Source organism: Prevotella sp. S7 MS 2 (genome assembly GCF_000762865.1).
Classification (GTDB): Bacteria; Bacteroidota; Bacteroidia; order Bacteroidales; family Bacteroidaceae; genus Prevotella.
The window spans coordinates 19,226-36,812 of the sequence record NZ_JRPT01000018.1; the positions used below are offsets into that span (position 1 = coordinate 19,226).

The following is a 17,587-nucleotide window of genomic DNA, read 5'->3' on the forward strand; positions in this document are numbered from 1 at the left end:
TGGCAAAGATACAAAATCGTACAGCCGTTTACAAGAGGTTTTCCCAATTTTCTTTCAGCTGTGGCATGTTGTCGAATACGATGTTGGCACCCTCTTTAGCCAATGTATCATTGGGCAGTGGACCACTGTTTACAGCCACGGTAAAGATGCCGGCAGCTACTCCTGCCCTGACGCCCATGGGCGCATTCTCTACCACGATACCCTCGTTGGGGCGCAGATTACCTGCCTTTTGTAATCCCATCAGATAAGGGTCGGGAGCCGGTTTACCGTGTTCCACATCGTAAGCTGTCACGATATGCTGCTCGTCTACAAACTCATGGAAGTCATTGAGTACGCGAGCAATAAGCGGACGTTGCCCACTTCCGGTGACGATGCCAATCTGCAATCCGTCTCGTTTCATCTTTCTCATCAGGTCGATGACTCCTTCCATGATGGGGGCGATGGGCAACAGACCAAATTGGCGAGTCTTCTCGTCGTACATCATTTGTGCCTCTGCTTCGTCAATATCCTTGCCTTGCTGCTGTTTCACGAGCATGCGGATGGTATCAATGCCGCGCATTCCCTCGGTGGCATAGGCATCCTCGGCCGTCATGTGGATACCGAATGAAGCCATAGAACGTTGCCATGCTATCGAATGGTTGGGCATAGAATCGTATAATACGCCATCCATATCGAATAGAGCCACGCGTGGTGAGAACCCTTTAGGAGCCGGTCGTAGAAGTTGAAGTTTTGTTTTTGTCATGAATATAACTTAAAAAGGGATTAGTAGCCTGTCTTGGCACTAATCCCTAATCTTTAATCTATAATTTCTTTACTCAGCTGCCAAGCGTTCTTTGATAGCTTTGCTGTCAGCTTCGTAGCCCGGTTTGTCAAGCAGTGCGAACATGTTTTTCTTGTAAGCTTCTACTCCCGGTTGGTTGAATGGGTTCACGCCTAGTACATTACCACTGATACCGCAAGCGATTTCAAAGAAGTAAATGAGCTGTCCGATGTAGTATTCGTTGAGTTCGGGAACGCTGATGCGGATGTTTGGAACGCCACCGTCGACGTGTGCCAGACGTGTTCCAAGTTCGGCCATCTTGTTTACTTCGTCCACACGCTTGCCTGCGAGGAAGTTCAAACCGTCCAAGTTTTCCTCGTCGTTGGGGAACAACAACTTCTTATTAGGTTGCTCTACGCTGATGACAGTCTCGAAGATAGAACGCTCACCTTCCTGAATCCACTGACCCATAGAGTGTAAATCGGTGGTGAAGTCGCACGATGCCGGGAAGATACCCTTGCCCTCTTTGCCTTCGCTCTCGCCGAACAACTGCTTCCACCATTCGCTGATGAAGTGGAGTTTTGGTTGGAAGTTGACCATAATCTCAATCTTCTTGCCTGCCTGACTATATAGACCGTTGCGTACGGCAGCATACTGTGCAGCCAAATTCTCGGCAAAAGGAACATCCTTACCGGTTGCTTTCTCCATGTCGGTAGCACCCTGTACCAGTGTCTTGATGTCGAAACCGGCACATGCAATAGGCAACAAACCTACCGGAGTGAGCACAGAGAAACGACCACCCACGTTATCGGGGATGATGAAACTCTTGTATCCTTCCTTGTCGGCACATGTACGTGCGGCACCACGTTTGGCATCGGTAACAGCTACAATGACATCTTTAGCCTCTTCCTTACCGCGCTGTGCCTCGCATTGTTTCTTGAGTAAGCGGAACGTAAGAGCCGTTTCGGTGGTTGTACCCGATTTAGAGATATTGATGACACCGAACTTCTTGTCGGCCAAGTATTCTGTCAGCTCGGTGAGATAGTCTTCACCTATGTTGTTTCCTGCATAGAGGATAACGGGATTTTTCTTGTCGTTGATAAGCCAAGAGAATGCATTACCCAGTGCTTCTATCACGGCGCGAGCCCCCAAATAGCTACCACCGATACCTGCAACTACCACTACGTCGCACTTAGCACGCAATGTGTCGGCCACAGCCTGTACTTCGTCGAGGAATGCAGGAGTGATGGAAGAGGGGAGATGCAGCCAACCCAAGAAATCATTTCCGGGGCATGTGCCGTTCTCAAGAGCCTCTTGAGCAGCCTTTATCTTTGGTTCAAAAGCCTCTACTGCACCTTTATCAAGGAATTGTGCAGCCTTTGTAATGTCTAAGCTGATACTTTTCATTATCGTATATGTTTTAAACTTGTTGTTACTATCTGAAGCTGTCGGTCAACAGCTTGATTTCTATTTGCGGGTTGATGCGCTCGTAGAGGATGTTGTACACAGCATCGAGGATGGGCATGTTGACGTGCATGTGACGGTTGATTTCCTTCATACACTTCGTGCCATAGTATCCTTCGGCTATCATTTCCATTTCTATCTGCGCAGTCTTTACGCTATATCCCTTGCCAATCATGGTTCCAAACGTGCGGTTACGACTGAAGTTGCTGTAGCCGGTAACGAGTAAGTCGCCGATATATACGGAGTCGTAGATACTTCGCTCGATGGGATGTATGGCCGTTAAGAATCTATTTGTCTCCTGTACTGCATTGGCCATGAGCACGGCTTGGAAGTTGTCTCCATATTTCAAACCGTTACAAATGCCTGCAGCAATGGCATATACATTCTTCAATACCGAAGCATATTCGATGCCGATGACGTCGGTACTGGTCTTGGTCTTGATGAAGTTGCTCGATAGTACTTCGGTAAACAACTGCGCCTTTTGTCTGTTTCCACAAGCCACGGTGAGATAGGAGAGACGCTCTAACGCTACTTCCTCGGCATGCGACGGTCCGCCTATGCAGGCTAAATTGTCATATGGCACGTCAAAAACCTCGTGGAAATATTCCGAGCAAACCAAATTCTCGTCGGGTACAATACCTTTTATGGCTGTGACGATAAACTTATCGCGCAGTGGAGATTTAAGTTTGCGCAGATGGTTTTTAAGATATGGAGAGGGGGTTACGAACACTAGTGTGTCGTAACTCTCTATGATTTTGTTGATATCCGATGAGAAAAATATCTCATCTACGTCGAAGTGAGCGCTCGTAAGATACGCCGGGTTGTGCCCCAGACGCTTGAAATCTTCGATACGGTCGTCGCGACGCATATACCATCCGATGTGATGTGTATGTGTGACGATGATCTTTGCAATGGCTGTAGCCCAGCTTCCACCACCTATAATCGCTATTTTACCGCAATTGAACACCCTTATTTAATTTAGAATTGATAATTGAAAAATGAGAATTATGGTATGTTGATTTGCTTATCATAATTATTCATTTTCAATTATCAACTATCAATTACAAATTGGCTTTATCAATCCACTGTTGGAACTCGTCCACCTTTGGATTCTCATAGCCTAGTTTATACTTCTTATTGACACCGCAAACGTCCATTTGGAGTTTCTGTGCTTTCACCTCTTTGATGTCGGATACCAAGTTGTAACCAGCTTTACGGAATACGGCAACCCACTCTTCGGGTACACCAAGTGCGCCCCATTCGGCAACCGAACTTTGTGGTATCTTCTTTTCAGGCTTCATCTGTGGGAAGAACAACACTTCTTGGATGTTGGTCTGACCGGTCATTAACATGACCAGTCGGTCAATACCTATGCCGATACCAGAGGTTGGTGGCATACCATATTGTAGTGCACGTAGGAAGTCTTGGTCGATAATCATGGCCTCGTCGTCGCCCTTGTCGGCCAGTGCCATTTGGGCTTTGAAGCGGTCTTCTTGGTCGAGTGGGTCGTTCAACTCAGAGTAGGCATTGGCCAACTCCTTACCATTCACCATCAACTCGAAACGCTCTGTGAGTCCCGGTTTAGAACGGTGCATCTTCGTCAGAGGCGACATCTCTACAGGATAGTCGGTGATGAAGGTGGGCTGGATGAATGTTCCTTCGCAGAACTCGCCGAAAATCTCGTCGATAAGTTTACCCTTACCCATGGTATCGTCGATTTCCATATTGAGCTTCTTGCATACTTCGCGAATCTCGTCTTCGCTCATTCCGTTGAGATCATAGCCTGTCTTCTCTTTGATGGCATCAAGGATGGGCAGACGACGATAGGGAGCCTTGAAGCTAATCGTCTTGCCGTCGATTTCGCGTTCGGGCTTGCCGTTCACAGCTATGCAAATCTTTTCTAGCAATTGCTCGGTGAAACTCATCATCCAATTGTAGTCCTTGTACTGCACGTAAAGTTCCATACAAGTGAATTCAGGATTATGGTTGCGGTCCATACCCTCATTGCGGAAGTTCTTACCGATTTCGTATACGCCCTCGAAACCGCCCACAATGAGACGTTTCAAATACAACTCGGTGGCGATACGCATGTACATATCTACGTTGAGTGCATTGAAGTGGGTGATGAATGGACGAGCCGAAGCACCTCCGGCAATCGACTGTAAGGTCGGAGTCTCAACTTCTGTATAGCCGGCTTCGTCGAGTGTGTTGCGCAGAGTACGCAATACGGTAGCACGTTGTAGGAACACATCCTTCACACCCTCGTTGACAACGAGGTCTACATAGCGCTGACGGAAACGCAATTCGGGGTCGTCGAACTTGTCGAAAGCTTCACCGTCTTTGTACTTAACGATAGGCAGTGGCTTCAAACTCTTGCTCAACAACACTAGTTCTTTGGCGTGTACAGACACCTCACCCGTCTGAGTTTTGAACACAAAACCCTTGATACCGATGATGTCACCGATGTCTAAAAGACGTTTGAAGACTTTGTTATATAAATCTTTATTCTCGTCCGGACAGATGTCGTCGCGAGTAATGTAAACCTGTATTCTTCCTTTTGAGTCTTGAAGTTCGGCAAAACTAGCCTTTCCCATTACACGGCGAGTCATCATACGACCTGCTATCACGACTTCTTTCTCTTCTCCTTCTTGGAAATCTCTGATGATGTCGGTGCTAAAAGCGTTTGTGGGATACTCGGCAGCAGGATATGGATCGATACCCATATCGCGCAGTTCCTGAAGACTTTGGCGGCGGATAATCTCCTGCTCGCTTAATTCCAATACGTTCATACTATATCTTACTAGAATATATTCTTAATCTAACACTGCAAAAGTAATAAATAATTCTGAAACTTCGGGGCTTTTCCTGCTTTTTTACATCGTTGCTCGCAACTTGTCGACTCGTACTAGTAAACGAGTCATTCCAAACTCGTTAACTCGTCTATTTGCCAATTAGTAAACATCGTCTTGTTTACCTATCAACTCGTTTACTTGTCAACTTCTCCTTAAAACTTCTCATATCTCGTTTTTAACTTCTCACTCTTCACTTGCTGCAAGGCCTAGGCAAGATTGCTGTTTCGGCTCCGCAGCATTGCTGTCCGTGCTTGGCAATATCGCTGGAAAGCCCTTGCAGTAAATGAAGTTTATAAGTTTTTGAGTTTATGAATGGGGGAGTGAGTTTGGAAGTTCATGAGTTCGTGAGTTGAAAAGTATTGGATTAGGATTGAGAGATGGGGGAATTGTCGGATTTGGTAATACTTATCAAAGTGTAAAAGTGTTTTTTTTTGTTAAAGCTAGAAGCGTTGTCAGGATTCTTTATATCACTTTTTCTACCTTTGTAATATTATAGAGAACGTAATTAATGACTAATATTGAATCATGAAAAAGAATCTCGCAACGTGGCTATTAGCCTGCTTATGTGTCGGTATGTTAACCACTTTGTCGGCTTGTCGTGATACGATTGACGACCCGCCTGCCGACCAATTGCAACTCTCAATATCTGAACGTGAGCTGCTTCCGACTGCTGAGGTGATGACTAATGATACCGTTTATCAGTTTGATGTGCTCAAAAGTAAGGGCATGTTTAAGGTAAAGGTGAATGGGGGTAATAGTTATGTTACTCCAAGAGTGAAAGTTAATGGACAACATGTCACCATTGGGTTGTTGTCGGAATATACCGGTGTGCAGGTGACGGATGAAGCCGGACAAGAGATTTCTTTCCATATCCACTCAGCGCATGCCGACTTAAAGGTGCAGAGCTACCTCTATGCAGTTTGGTATGGATGTACTTTTCGCTATCCGGATTTTAAATACGGTCTTGGCGACATGAAGGTATTATCGGGAAACGGGAATAAGGGCGTTGCTGAAGTATCATTTGATAAGAACAATGTGTTGATTGTCAAGAGCAAACGGACTGGTAGTTCTTATTTCACAGTGGCCGATGGTAGGGGCGTCACACGCTCGTTGCAAGTGGCTGTGGAAGAAGGTTACGACATGACAACAGATAGTTTGGAAGTTACGTCTACCAATCCATCAAGTCTTTATTTCCCTATTAAATATGGCAAAGCCGGTGGTTGGAAACTTGTAAAGAGTACGATTCCCTATGTACACGACCATGTGATTTCTCCTTCAAACGAGAATGTTTTGTGCGATTACGACTTGCTGTATGTCTATATTAACTATCCTTACAAGAACAAGCAATATAAGTATTATTTGGAAAACAAGGATGGTAGCAAGGGCGTAGTAGTGGTGAATGTTGTGGAAAAGAAAGATAAGTAGTAAGAGGAATAGATAATGGAACTGAACGACTACCAAGAGGCTGCGCTCAAGACGGCCATTTATCCCGAAGATATGGGCATCGTGTATCCGGCATTAGGATTGTCGGGAGAGACAGGAGAGGTAGCAGATAAAATCAAAAAGTGTATCCGTGACAACGACGGAGTGTTCGACGAGGCTGAAAGGAAGGCTGTGGCTAAGGAGATGGGAGATGTGTTGTGGTATCTCGCGGCTTTGAGTAGAGATATTGATATTTCGCTCGAAGAGATAGCACGTATGAACTTGGAGAAAGTTATGTCGCGACAACTGCGTGGAAAGTTGCATGGTCAGGGCGACGAACGATAATTTTGTTGCTGTATAAACACAAAAAAGCCGAGTTATTAGATGCTTGCTAATAACTCGGCTTCTTTACGTGCCGGCTTGCCGGTTTCGGTTGTTGGAACATGCTCTATGGTCTTGACAACCTTGGGTTGCCAGTATTTTGGCAGCGCTTGCTGGCATATTCGAGCCACTTGCTGCATGTCTTTAGACTCTGTCAGTAGTACGATAATCTCGCCAAACTTCTCGTCCGGCCGTTTCGTAATGACGAATGGAACGTTGAGATGGGGCTTCAGTGCGGATTCAACTTCTTCTATTTGTACTTTGATACCGCCTGTATCAATCACGTTATCTCGTCGTCCAAGGATGCGGAACCGTTGTCCGTCGGGTGAAAGTTCGGCCAAGTCGTTGGTGACGAGTGGTTTGTTGCAAACCTGCGGAGCGTCTATGACGAGACAACCATCGCTGTTGAGCGATACGGTGACAGTGTCGAAAGCTTCGTACCACGTGCTGGCTTGTGGATTATTGAGGCGTCGTAAAGCGATATGCGAGAGAGTTTCGGTCATACCATAAGTACTCCATACGTGGTTGGGAAAGTTTTTGAGCGCGTTGGCAAGCCCATCGTCGATGGCTCCACCGCCTATGATTAATTGCCGTATACCGCGTAGACACTCGGCTTCTTCGGTCACTTGCAGGCTGTTGTACACTTGCATGGGTACCATCGCGGCAAAGGTTGGAGGCGTTTTAAGGCTTTTGAGAGGATGGCCAGATGGCTCGACAGTGATGAGTTTTAAATGGCGTTCGAGGCTACGTACGACTACCATTTTGCCGGCGATGTAGTCTAATGGCATGCAGAGGAGAGCAGTGTCGCCAGCTTTTAAACCTAGGAAATCGCACGTAATGCGTGCACTGTTGAGCATACGCTGCTTTTCTACCCACATGGGTTTGGGTTTGCCGGTCGACCCACTGGTATGTACGAGTACCTTATCATTGTCGTTATGCCATTCGGCTAAGAATTCTTCAAGCACCATAGTTGTTCTCCTCTTATCTCTATTGGCATGTCGATGTTATTAGTAAAAAGCTGTCCTGTACCCAATCCTTGTGGCATGGTGATGTTGGAACCGTATATTTTGGCAGCTAGTTGGGCTACGCTGTTTAGTCCTATATTGCTTTCTAATGCACTTGTCATCCACGAACCGATGGCTCGTTGGCGTGCCAGTTGAATCCATTCTTCCGTTCCGCGCATGCCACCGTGTAGCGTCGGCTTCAGAATAATGTATTGTGGCCGGATGGTATCGAGCAGTTCGGCTTTCATTTCAGGTATATTCACGCCGATAAGTTCTTCATCCAGTGCGATGGGTAAGGGCGTATTGCGGCAAAGTTTAGCCATTTCTGCCCATTGATGTGGCCGAATGGGCTGTTCGATGGAGTGGATGTCGAAGCGTGATAATTGTTCTAATCGCTGCATAGCATTATCGCGTGTGAATCCACCGTTGGCGTCTACGCGTAGTTCTATTTGTTCTTTAGAGAAGTGGCGGCGGATATGTTGGATGAGTGCCAACTCTTGTTCGAAGTCTATCGCACCGATTTTGAGCTTCACACAGTGGAAACCTTGCTCCAGCTTTTGTTCAATACGGTGGTACATTTCATCGAAAGTTCCCATCCATACCAGTCCATTGATGGTGATGCCTTCTTCTCCTTTGCCAAATGGCGTGTTGAAGAAATTGAGGCTTCCACCGGCTGCTATTTGGGCGAAAGCAGTCTCTAAACCGAAGAGGATAGATGGATAAGGGCGCAACATATCAAAAGGTATGCTGCCCGTAGTTTCTACTAAGCGGCATACTTCGCGCAATGTTTTCTCGTATTCGGGGCTGGCATCGCAACTTAAATCGGGCAGTGGAGCACACTCTCCGATCCCCGTCACACCGTTATGGGTAACATTGAGCAGCCAAATATCGTGGGTAGTGTATACTCCCCTTGATGTTCCTGCTGGCTGTTTGAAGTGTAGTTGTTTGTGCGTAATGGTAAGTTGCATGTGATAAAGTGGTTTTCCCTCCCCTTTTGGGGAGGGCTAAAGTGGGGCTTTTAAGGTAAAATCGGGTATTGTTCGAAGTTGGGTTTGCGCTTCTCTAGGAAGGCTTTGCCACCTTCTTGAGCTTCATCCATCGTATAATAGAGCATGGTGGCATCGCCGGCAAGTTCTTGTATGCCCGCTTGACCATCAAGTTCGGCGTTCAGTCCGGCCTTAATCATGCGCAAGGCAAGCGGACTACGCTCCATCATCAATTCTGCCCACTTCACACATTCGTCCTCCAGACGGTCGAAAGGAACCACTTTGTTCACCATGCCCATACGCTCTGCTTCCTCGGCGGTGTACTGTTTACAGAGGAACCAAATCTCTCTTGCTTTCTTCTGACCAACCATTCTGGCTAAGTAAGAAGCTCCGAAACCGGCATCAAACGAGCCTACTTTAGGACCAGTTTGGCCGAAAATGGCATTCTCGCTGGCAATGGTGAGGTCACACATCACGTGTAAAACGTGTCCGCCACCAATGGCATAGCCGTTCACCATGGCTATGACAGGCTTCGGTAAACGACGAATTTGCATTTGTACATCGAGTACATTGAGGCGTGGAACACCATCGTTTCCCACGTAACCACCGCGTCCTTTCACGTGCATGTCGCCACCTGAGCAGAACGCTTTGTCTCCTGCGCCGGTCAAGATGACCACTCTGACTTCGCTACTCTCCCGACAATAGCTGAATGCCTGACTCATTTCCCACGTTGTTAGAGGCGTGAAGGCATTGCGATAACGTTCTCGGTTGATGGTGATTTTGGCAATATGATTGTACATTTCGAAGAGGATTTCCTTGAAATCAAACCCTTCTATCTTTTTCCATTCTCTTGTTTTCATTGTTTGTTATTTGATAAATAGTATTCCTTGGATGCTTGATATGTCTGTCACTTCGTCTTTGATATTGAAGTAAAGGGAGTTAACGAGCAGCAACATGTTATCTCCTGTAGCATGGATTTGGGCGTTCTTTTGGTTCTCGGCAGCCGCTTCCAACTCTTTTTTAGAGAAGGTAAGGTCGTATTTCTTGTCGTTAGCCTTTACTGTGGTGATGATATTGTCGCCCTCTGTCTTCTTGATAGTGCAGTTTCCGTTCGTTATATAGACAAACGATTTGTAACCGTTGGGAAGGATTGTTGGTTTCTCTATAAGGGTATCTACGTTGTAGCTATTGATATTGGCGACGTTATCTCCCTCTGTAAAGTCGTACCAGAAGAAATAAGGGATACTATTTTTATTCCACAATTCTTCTTGTTGTTCTGCTCGGTAGTTCTCTGTCAGATAGCTACCTTTATCTATCAATACTTGTTTTTCCTCTTTAGGCAAGGTCTTTATAAACTTACCAAGTGCTTTTTTAGTGATGGGTAACTTCACGTTGGGTGCTTTGGTAAGTATTTGTTTCACTTGATTCTTCATGGAATGTAGCGTGATATTGGCATAACTCTGCGGGCCTACCGAACTTAGCAAGGCTATTATGACAAACGAAACAGGTATAAGAAGCATACGACGACTCTTGTTTAGAATGAGATAAAGGCACACCGCATAGCACCAAATGTTGAATGTGAGTATATAAAGGCGTGCCACCGTAATGCCATAATCGCTGAGTCGACGGCCGATACCGATGGACATTAGCATCAAAAGGGGAAGTGCTGCTACCGGCAACCAGCGTAAAAGAGACTTATCAAACTTCTTTCCTTCTTGGAATTGTGAAGGATATAGCAATGCCATAATAGCCATTGTACCCAGCATCATTGCTGTTACCAACCATGAAACCCAACCATTTGGTAATTGCCAAGCTACTAAAATCTTGATGGTATAACCGTAAAGTGTAAGGAAATAGGCAAGAAGTAGAGGCACGAGTGCGTAATGTACAATGCCTAATAATACCGAAGAGAGACCTGTAGACGACTCATTGTGCTTCTTATCTTGTTCGGGAATGAATTGTAAAAAGATAAGTGGCAGTATGAAAGTGTAACATGTAAAGATAATATCTACTCTATATAGCCAACCTATATCGAATCCGAAGAGTTGTACGAAAGCCTCTATCAGAAGTTGAATACCTGCCATAAGCACGGTAGCAGCAAGTCCTGAGATGATAAGTCCTATCAATAAGCGATATGTAAAGTTCCATAATCCGAGTTCGTTTTTCCGTTTCAAGAACGATACAATGAATATCATGACTACCAGTACAAGTACTAAAGCTATCATAGTTGTAGCTTCTATCATATCGCCCGGCATGCAGTTGGAGAGCCAAAAGACCAGTCCGAACCACCCGATATGCAGCATTACCTGTATGGCTATGTTCAGTTCACGGTTTTTTACTTCCTCGCTCCATAGCCTTAATACCAAGGCCAAGAGCATGGCTGTGATGGGATAGTAGACAAAGAGAGTGGTAGATTGAGCTGTAAAGGTGCCGTCTAGATGGTTCAGATAGCAACATCCCATGGCCGATAAGACGGCAAAGAGGATTACAATGGGAAACCGTTGGCATCCAGCCAGCAGATTTTCCTTGATAGTTTGGATGGATAGATTCTTAAACATAGTGTTATTAATCAAATGAGTTAAACGTATTTGGCAAATTCATGAGTATCTGTCTCGGCATCGGTGAATACTTCTAAGAGCGACGGACGGTCAAAGTCAGAGGTCATCCACTCCTGCATAGCCGTGCCATTCAGTTCCTCTAGGTTATGAATAGCACGATATTCGATACCGTAACTTTGGCACAATCCTTTGGCTGAAGTGCGATGGGAAGCCATTACCAGTGGCTTTTTGGCAGGGCTGTTTTGTAGTCCGGAGAACTTATTAAAGATTCCTCCGCACCCGTTATTCAGTAATAGTATTCGGAAATTTCCGTGCAGATTTTGATTCCAAAGAGCGTTGGAATCATAGAAGAAGCTTAGATCTCCAATCACGCAATAGGTGGGGAGAGTGGCTATTAATGAGAATCCGGCAGCAGTGGAGAGACTTCCCTCGATACCGTTGACGCCCCGATTGCAACTCACATATGTCTCTGTAAACATATCGACCAACCTTACCGACATACTATTGGCGGCGTGCAGATGGTACGAGTCGGCCCCAGACAATTGCTTACAGAATTCCTTGACCACGGCTACCTGCGAATATTTTGGATTTAAAAGTTTTGTTTCGTTTGCCACCTTTGCAAATGCTTTCTGCCATTTGGTATGGAATTCATGATTTGGAAGGCCATCTTCGAACTTTTGTTTGCGTTCGATGGCTGCGGCTATATTGTCTAGTATATATCCCGTCCGACCCTCTATGACGCGGTATAAGTTTTGGAATGTGTCATAAATGTCTCCACTTCGACTCACTGTCCAAGTCTTGGCCGTGGTGGCACGGCGCAAGAATTGCTTCAATTTTTTGCTCACCAGTGTTCCTTCAACGTACAAGATGGCATCGGGGCTATAATCTTCTTCCTGTTCCACAATGCCCAATACCTTATCTATATGTAAGGCCGGAGCAAAGGAAAGACTTTCATATATCACCGTGATATGGTCGCGTAAACGATTCAAACAGTCTTCGAGATAAAAGGCATTGAAGCGATCCATTTGCCCAATAACAATCATGGGGCGTTGCGAATTTAGGAATTCCCTTTCCAAACTTTGGTAACATTCCATGGCTTCTGTACCTTCGTCTAGCCGGAATACCCGCTCTGTAGGTAGGCTTTCGGTACTGAAATCGAATAGCGGTTCGCTAATCGGTACGTTGATATGTACCGGTGTGCCACCGCCTTTCTTGCATGTTATCAATACCTCATTGACCAATCGATTACATAACCAATGCTCTGCTGCGTCGTGAGGTTCGGGAAGTGACACTGCCTTCTTGACGAATTTTCCCAACGCATCGGCTTGTGGGAGGGTTTGACCGTCTTGTTGGTCAATCCAAGCTAAGGGTCTGTCGGCCGATATTATGATGATAGGAACATGCTGATAGTAGGCTTCTGCCACAGCCGGTAATACGTTTAAGAGTGCTGTACCCGATGTTACACATACCACAGTTGGCTGGTTTGTATATTGGGCAATGCCCAAAGCATAGAATCCAGCCGACCTTTCGTCGGTCACGGGGAAGCACTCTATCTGTGGACAGACGTCGAGATTGTGTACGATGGGGGCATTCCTACTACCCGGACAAACCACGGCATGTCTCACACCGTGCTCTATTAACAGAGCCGTGAGTATGTTGATGTTTTCTTTGTTGCTATACATTATCTATGATTTGTTGACGTGCAACATCGTATTCCCGAATGAGTCGACTCATGATGTCGGTCACAGAATCTATCTTTTGAATCGATGTTACAATCTGTCCAATCTCCAATTCTCCGTTCTCTATGTCGCCTTCGAAGATTCCACGTTTCGATGCTGCTTTGCCTAAGAGTTCGTGTAATTCCTCAGCTGAGGCTCCACGGTCTTCTGCTTCGACAATACGTGCATACAAATCGTTGCGAACCAATCGGGTAGGAGATAGTTTTTTCAAGGCCAACATGGTGTCGCCTTCTTCTAATAAAAGGCACTTGCGTTTGAAACTATCGGCCGCAGAACTCTCTTTCGATACGGCGAAGAGCGTTCCAATCTGTACACCTTCTGCACCCAAAGCACGGGCTGCGAGCATGGCTTGTCCGCTTCCGATACCTCCAGCAGCTATCAGTGGCAACGTCGTAGCACGTCGTACTAGAGGTAATAGTGTTATGGTGGTCGATTCCTCACGACCATTATGTCCGCCAGCTTCAAATCCCTCGGCCACCACAGCGTCTACTCCTGCTTCTTCACATTTGCGTGCAAACTTGCTACTAGAGACTACATGAGCCACCTTGATGCCTGCTTCGTGTAGTCTTGAAGTGTATTTCTTAGGGCTTCCGGCCGATGTAAACACAATCTTAACTCCCTCATGAATGATGATATCCATGAGTTCTTCTATCTGCGGATACATCAGTGGTACATTGATTCCCCATGGCCTTTCGGTGGCGTCTTGCATCTTATGGATGTGTTCTAACAACTTGTCGGGGTGCATGGAACCGGCTCCCAGCAGCCCCAATCCGCCGGCATTGCTCACGGCTGAGGCTAGTCGCCAACCACTACACCATACCATCCCACCTTGGATGATGGGATATTGAATACCGAAAAGGTCGGTAATTCTATTCTGTTGTGTTGTCATATAGTAATCCTTTCATTGTGTCCATCTTTGCTTCCGTCTCTTTCCATTCCTGTTCGCAAATGCTGTCGGCCAACAATCCGCCCCCGGCATAGAGGCGATATTGATTGTTTTGTATCTGCATACAGCGCAACGATACGTATAAATGGGTTTCTCCCTGCGTGTCTATCGGGCCTACGAAACCGCTATAATAGCCACGTGGATGCGCCTCGTGGTCAATGATGAATTGCCTGCATATATCTTTCGGAATGCCACATACGGCCGGTGTGGGGTGCAGGCTGTCCAACAATTCTCCCAGTTTCTTTGTTTGTGGTAATCTAAAGTGGAAGTTGCTGCGCAGATGCACAAGATTGGCTGCACGCGTAGTATATGGACCTTCCTCGTTGAATTCGGCTCCGTGTTTTCGCAGACAATCTTCTATATAGCGTGCCACATAGCGTTGTTCCTGTATATTCTTTTGGCTCCAGCGTATCTGTTCAGCCTCTCCGGGATGAGGCGGATTGTCGAAATCCATTTGCGAAGCGTCTAGTTGCATGGTTCCGGCCAGTGCCATGGTGTGCCATTCAAGTCCGTCTCCCTTGAGCAAAATTTCCGGTGTAGCCATCAACCACATATCACTTTTAGGTGTATATACCAATACCACCATCATATGAGGATAGCGTTGGCATGCTTGGATAAATAGTTCTTCAGCCGGAAGGCTGCTTTGTAGGTTGATTTCAGAGGAGCGGGCAAGTACTATTTTTCTGAAGTTTCCATGCTCTAGTTGCTCGTGGAAACGTTCAAATATGGTTGCATATCGCTTCTTGTCCTCTTCGTTCTCCGCATTCTCTAAGTGCTTGTAGGGATTATGAGTCCCGATTGGGAACTCTATTTGCTCAACTTCGTCAGGTTGTAAGAGTAGGATTGGGTGACTCGGTGTAGGCGAGAAAGGAGCCAATACAAAACCTTTTCGCCCATTCAAGTCGGCAACCGATGATAGTTCCAACGGTTGTCCACCGTGTTGTACCACCTTTATATAATGGTGGAAGTGTGGTAGTCGGTAGAGCGCAAAACTATTCATGCTTGCGTGGCGTCATTATATAATTGGTTACCTGTACGGTCGAAATGAGGTCACCATCATCATTTGTGATGTCTATATTCCATACATGTAGTGTTCGTCCTTTGCTTTTGATGCGGGCCAATGCTGTTACGCATCCACCGTAAGCAACAGCCTTCACGTGATTTCCACTCACGTTGATACCCACACATATCTTGCCCGGACAGAGAGCCATGCTGCCTACACCGGCCAGATTTTCGGCCAATGCCAACGAAGCACCGCCACTTAGGAAACCGAAGGGTTGCTTGTTGCGATCGTCTACTTTCATGCGAGCCATTACTGTATCAGGTTCCGGGGTAGAAAAAAACTCCATTCCCAATGTTTGGGAGAGTCCCGGTTCGTTCCCTCTTATTTCTTTTGTCTTTTCAATATCCATAGTTATTATTCATTATCATCGCAAAGATACTAAAACAGAATAAGAATTCCAAATAACAAGAGTTGAAGAACTGTATACATAGTAAGTTTGACCAAGTTGGAATTTTCATGGTAATGGAATGGTGGAATATTTGATATAAGTGCTTGTGGGCTACAGAATAATACTTATCTTTGCGCTCAACAATCTATTTATCTTAATGATATGCCGATGCTAAAAGTTCAGAATCTATCATTTGCAATGCGTTTTATCTGTATTCTTTGCCTGTAAGGCAATCCTTTATAATAGCCGGATGTTGGAGCGAAGCGGAAACTTCCGGGAAGATGGAATGGAGATAAAACCAACCTGATAAGGCTACCCTATATATCTTATGAGTTACACAAAATTATTATACCATATTGTATTTAGTACGAAGTTTCGCCAATGTACGATTGTCGAGATGCATGAACGCGAGCTTTATGCCTATTTGTTAGGTATTGTCAATCAAATGGATGGGCACCTTTATCGTGTGGGTGGGATGCCGGACCATCTTCATATTGTAACGTCGATTCCATCAAAAATCTCATTAGCAGATTTTGTGAGGCGTATCAAACAAGGTACGAGCAATTGGTTGCATACCAATCCTAATTTCCCTATGTGGAATGGATGGGCAGAAGGATATGGTGCATTTACGTATGCATACGGTGATTTGCTTCAGGTAGTGAATTATGTAAAGAACCAAAAGATGCACCATGCTACGGTGTCTTTTGTTGATGAGTATCGCAAGTTATTGGTAGAGTTTGGTGTGGAAATAGATGAAAGGTTCATGCCGAAATGAAATATAGGGCAGTCTTGTCAGACTGAAGATGGTGGTCGTATCTTTGTCCGTAGGCTTTCGCTTCGCTCCAGCACTACGGCTATTACATAGGGTGGTCTTACAGACCTGCATTTTAATGTTAGCTTTGCTAAACTGTATTGGGAAGTCTTACTTGTAAGGCAAGACTATGTAATGTATGGTTGGGCTTTCAGACCAGTATCTTGAAAAGCTTTCAGTTAAGTCATCCTTGTGTGTGTATGCTTGTAAATCAATCCCTAGTTATGTATGGGCGGTATGCTAGATTGGTATTTAAATGGTGGATTTGATAAGCTGTTTTTGGAACTTTTGCCTGTAAGGCAATCCTTTATAATAGCCGGATGTTGGAGCGAAGCGGAAACTTCCGGGAAGATGGAATGGAGATAAAACCTGTCTGATAAGACAGCCCTACATATCGTTGATGGTGTATATAAAAGGAAAATACGATTCAAACATAATGCCATATTGACACAGCGCGCTGTCAATATGTCTTGCTTTGCTATTTGGTATATAACTTGCACCCTGCTTTATAGATTCAATAACAAGAATAAATTAAAGTAAAGGAGATAAGATTATGATGTACAGAAATTCATGGTTACCAGTTGTTTTCAATGATTTCTTTAACAACGTAGATATGCCAAAGGCCAACGCGACAGCTCCAGCCATCAATGTGAAGGAATCAGATGTTCAGTATACAGTAGAACTCGCAGCTCCGGGCTTGCGCAAGGAAGACTTCGACGTAAATATCAATGCCGACGGCGACCTTACCATCAAGATGGAAAACAAGCGCAATGTCAAAGAAGAAAAGGAGCATTATCTACGTCGTGAGTTCTCTTACGCTAAGTATGAGCAGACGCTTATCTTGCCCGATGACGTGGATAAAGAGAAGATTTCGGCTCGCGTGAACGACGGTGTGCTGACTGTGGAATTACCCAAGGTTAAGCATGAAGAGCAGAAAATTGCTCGTCAGATTGAGATTGGATAATGGCTCCAAAGAATTTTCAATAGGTAAAGCAACTTTCCATTAATAGGGAAAGAGATGTGGTAAATAGTTATAGATTGTAGAGGCGGTGCTGTGGCATCGCCTCTTTTATTTTATTGGTAGTTTAGTCTTTCAGATAATATATCTATTCATACGATAGGAAAGGTATCCCCCTTTCCCTACAAGAGGGTTTGGGTGAGGATGCTGCAATGACTCCCCAACATTGCTGCAAAGCCCAAACAGCATTGCTGC

16 protein-coding genes are annotated in these 17,587 nt (G+C 45.4%); 4 read left to right on the forward strand and 12 right to left on the reverse strand.

Features of this window, described 5'->3' with window-relative positions; translation table 11 throughout:
• Window positions 1–28: 28 nt before the first annotated feature.
• The 4 genes from HMPREF0671_RS04050 to lysS form a co-directional block, all read right to left on the reverse strand.
• Window positions 29–742, reverse strand: a complete 714-nt coding sequence (locus tag HMPREF0671_RS04050; protein WP_036896948.1) for an HAD family phosphatase — start codon at window positions 740–742, stop codon at window positions 29–31.
• 69 nt (window positions 743–811) lie between these two features.
• Window positions 812–2,167: a glucose-6-phosphate isomerase gene (locus HMPREF0671_RS04055; RefSeq protein WP_036896949.1), complete on the reverse strand. Its 1,356-nt coding sequence runs from the start codon at window positions 2,165–2,167 to the stop codon at window positions 812–814.
• A gap of 28 nt (window positions 2,168–2,195) precedes the next feature.
• The gene (locus HMPREF0671_RS04060) at window positions 2,196–3,191 is read right to left on the reverse strand and encodes an NAD(P)H-dependent glycerol-3-phosphate dehydrogenase (protein WP_036896951.1); all 996 of its coding nucleotides are present in this window, start codon (window positions 3,189–3,191) and stop codon (window positions 2,196–2,198) included.
• Between the two features lie 94 nt (window positions 3,192–3,285).
• Window positions 3,286–5,013, reverse strand: a complete 1,728-nt coding sequence (lysS, locus tag HMPREF0671_RS04065) for a lysine--tRNA ligase (protein WP_036896953.1) — start codon at window positions 5,011–5,013, stop codon at window positions 3,286–3,288.
• 588 nt (window positions 5,014–5,601) lie between these two features.
• On the opposite strand from lysS, the gene HMPREF0671_RS04070 reads away from it, so the two are divergent.
• Together HMPREF0671_RS04070 and HMPREF0671_RS04075 are read left to right on the forward strand one after the other, a co-directional pair.
• Window positions 5,602–6,501: a hypothetical protein gene (locus HMPREF0671_RS04070; RefSeq protein ID WP_156958360.1), complete on the forward strand. Its 900-nt coding sequence runs from the start codon at window positions 5,602–5,604 to the stop codon at window positions 6,499–6,501.
• Between the two features lie 15 nt (window positions 6,502–6,516).
• Complete coding sequence (locus HMPREF0671_RS04075; protein WP_036896957.1) at window positions 6,517–6,843, forward strand: nucleoside triphosphate pyrophosphohydrolase family protein; 327 nt, start codon at window positions 6,517–6,519, stop codon at window positions 6,841–6,843.
• A gap of 35 nt (window positions 6,844–6,878) precedes the next feature.
• Here HMPREF0671_RS04075 and HMPREF0671_RS04080 read toward each other — a convergent pair whose 3' ends face one another.
• The 8 genes from HMPREF0671_RS04080 to HMPREF0671_RS04115 are packed head-to-tail and all read right to left on the reverse strand — an operon-like array spanning window position 6,879 to window position 15,524.
• Window positions 6,879–7,847, reverse strand: coding sequence for an AMP-binding protein (locus HMPREF0671_RS04080; protein WP_036896960.1), 969 nt, complete (start codon window positions 7,845–7,847; stop codon window positions 6,879–6,881).
• A complete protein-coding gene (gene menC, locus HMPREF0671_RS04085; RefSeq protein ID WP_036896962.1) occupies window positions 7,826–8,851 on the reverse strand; it encodes an o-succinylbenzoate synthase in 1,026 nt (341 codons plus the stop codon). The genes HMPREF0671_RS04080 and menC overlap by 22 nt, the downstream gene beginning before the upstream one ends.
• 50 nt (window positions 8,852–8,901) lie before the next feature.
• The gene (gene menB / locus HMPREF0671_RS04090) at window positions 8,902–9,729 is read right to left on the reverse strand and encodes a 1,4-dihydroxy-2-naphthoyl-CoA synthase (RefSeq protein ID WP_036896964.1); all 828 of its coding nucleotides are present in this window, start codon (window positions 9,727–9,729) and stop codon (window positions 8,902–8,904) included.
• Window positions 9,730–9,735: 6 nt separating this feature from the next.
• Window positions 9,736–11,427 carry a DUF4153 domain-containing protein gene (locus HMPREF0671_RS04095; protein ID WP_036896966.1) on the reverse strand — a complete coding sequence of 564 codons (1,692 nt, stop codon included), beginning with the start codon at window positions 11,425–11,427 and terminating at the stop codon, window positions 9,736–9,738.
• Window positions 11,428–11,447: 20 nt separating this feature from the next.
• Entirely contained in the window at window positions 11,448–13,109 is a 1,662-nt protein-coding gene (gene menD, locus HMPREF0671_RS04100) for a 2-succinyl-5-enolpyruvyl-6-hydroxy-3-cyclohexene-1-carboxylic-acid synthase (protein ID WP_036896968.1), read from the reverse strand.
• The gene (locus HMPREF0671_RS04105; RefSeq protein WP_036896971.1) at window positions 13,102–14,055 is read right to left on the reverse strand and encodes a nitronate monooxygenase family protein; all 954 of its coding nucleotides are present in this window, start codon (window positions 14,053–14,055) and stop codon (window positions 13,102–13,104) included. Before HMPREF0671_RS04105 ends, menD begins: the two co-directional genes overlap by 8 nt.
• Window positions 14,036–15,112, reverse strand: a complete 1,077-nt coding sequence (locus HMPREF0671_RS04110; RefSeq protein WP_036896974.1) for an isochorismate synthase — start codon at window positions 15,110–15,112, stop codon at window positions 14,036–14,038. Before HMPREF0671_RS04110 ends, HMPREF0671_RS04105 begins: the two co-directional genes overlap by 20 nt.
• Window positions 15,105–15,524, reverse strand: a complete 420-nt coding sequence (locus HMPREF0671_RS04115; protein WP_036896975.1) for a PaaI family thioesterase — start codon at window positions 15,522–15,524, stop codon at window positions 15,105–15,107. Before HMPREF0671_RS04115 ends, HMPREF0671_RS04110 begins: the two co-directional genes overlap by 8 nt.
• Before the next feature lie 367 nt (window positions 15,525–15,891).
• On the opposite strand from HMPREF0671_RS04115, the gene tnpA reads away from it, so the two are divergent.
• Entirely contained in the window at window positions 15,892–16,338 is a 447-nt protein-coding gene (gene tnpA / locus HMPREF0671_RS04120; protein WP_036896978.1) for an IS200/IS605 family transposase, read from the forward strand.
• A 592-nt stretch (window positions 16,339–16,930) separates the two neighbouring features.
• Complete coding sequence (locus tag HMPREF0671_RS04125; RefSeq protein WP_036896980.1) at window positions 16,931–17,338, forward strand: Hsp20/alpha crystallin family protein; 408 nt, start codon at window positions 16,931–16,933, stop codon at window positions 17,336–17,338.
• The last annotated feature ends 249 nt before the right edge of the window (window positions 17,339–17,587 follow it).

Coding starts and splice junctions, on each gene's coding strand:
- HMPREF0671_RS04075 (WP_036896957.1), top strand. CDS start 6,517: ATGGAACTGAACGACTACCAAGAGGCTGCGCTCAAGACGGCCATTTAT.
- HMPREF0671_RS04125 (WP_036896980.1), top strand. CDS start 16,931: ATGTACAGAAATTCATGGTTACCAGTTGTTTTCAATGATTTCTTTAAC.
- HMPREF0671_RS04080 (WP_036896960.1), bottom strand. CDS start 7,847: ATGGTGCTTGAAGAATTCTTAGCCGAATGGCATAACGACAATGATAAG.
- menC (WP_036896962.1), bottom strand. CDS start 8,851: ATGCAACTTACCATTACGCACAAACAACTACACTTCAAACAGCCAGCA.
- HMPREF0671_RS04050 (WP_036896948.1), bottom strand. CDS start 742: ATGACAAAAACAAAACTTCAACTTCTACGACCGGCTCCTAAAGGGTTC.
- HMPREF0671_RS04110 (WP_036896974.1), bottom strand. CDS start 15,112: ATGAATAGTTTTGCGCTCTACCGACTACCACACTTCCACCATTATATA.
- lysS (WP_036896953.1), bottom strand. CDS start 5,013: ATGAACGTATTGGAATTAAGCGAGCAGGAGATTATCCGCCGCCAAAGT.
- menB (WP_036896964.1), bottom strand. CDS start 9,729: ATGAAAACAAGAGAATGGAAAAAGATAGAAGGGTTTGATTTCAAGGAA.
- HMPREF0671_RS04115 (WP_036896975.1), bottom strand. CDS start 15,524: ATGGATATTGAAAAGACAAAAGAAATAAGAGGGAACGAACCGGGACTC.
- HMPREF0671_RS04055 (WP_036896949.1), bottom strand. CDS start 2,167: ATGAAAAGTATCAGCTTAGACATTACAAAGGCTGCACAATTCCTTGAT.
- tnpA (WP_036896978.1), top strand. CDS start 15,892: ATGAGTTACACAAAATTATTATACCATATTGTATTTAGTACGAAGTTT.
- menD (WP_036896968.1), bottom strand. CDS start 13,109: ATGTATAGCAACAAAGAAAACATCAACATACTCACGGCTCTGTTAATA.
- HMPREF0671_RS04070 (WP_156958360.1), top strand. CDS start 5,602: ATGAAAAAGAATCTCGCAACGTGGCTATTAGCCTGCTTATGTGTCGGT.
- HMPREF0671_RS04105 (WP_036896971.1), bottom strand. CDS start 14,055: ATGACAACACAACAGAATAGAATTACCGACCTTTTCGGTATTCAATAT.
- HMPREF0671_RS04095 (WP_036896966.1), bottom strand. CDS start 11,427: ATGTTTAAGAATCTATCCATCCAAACTATCAAGGAAAATCTGCTGGCT.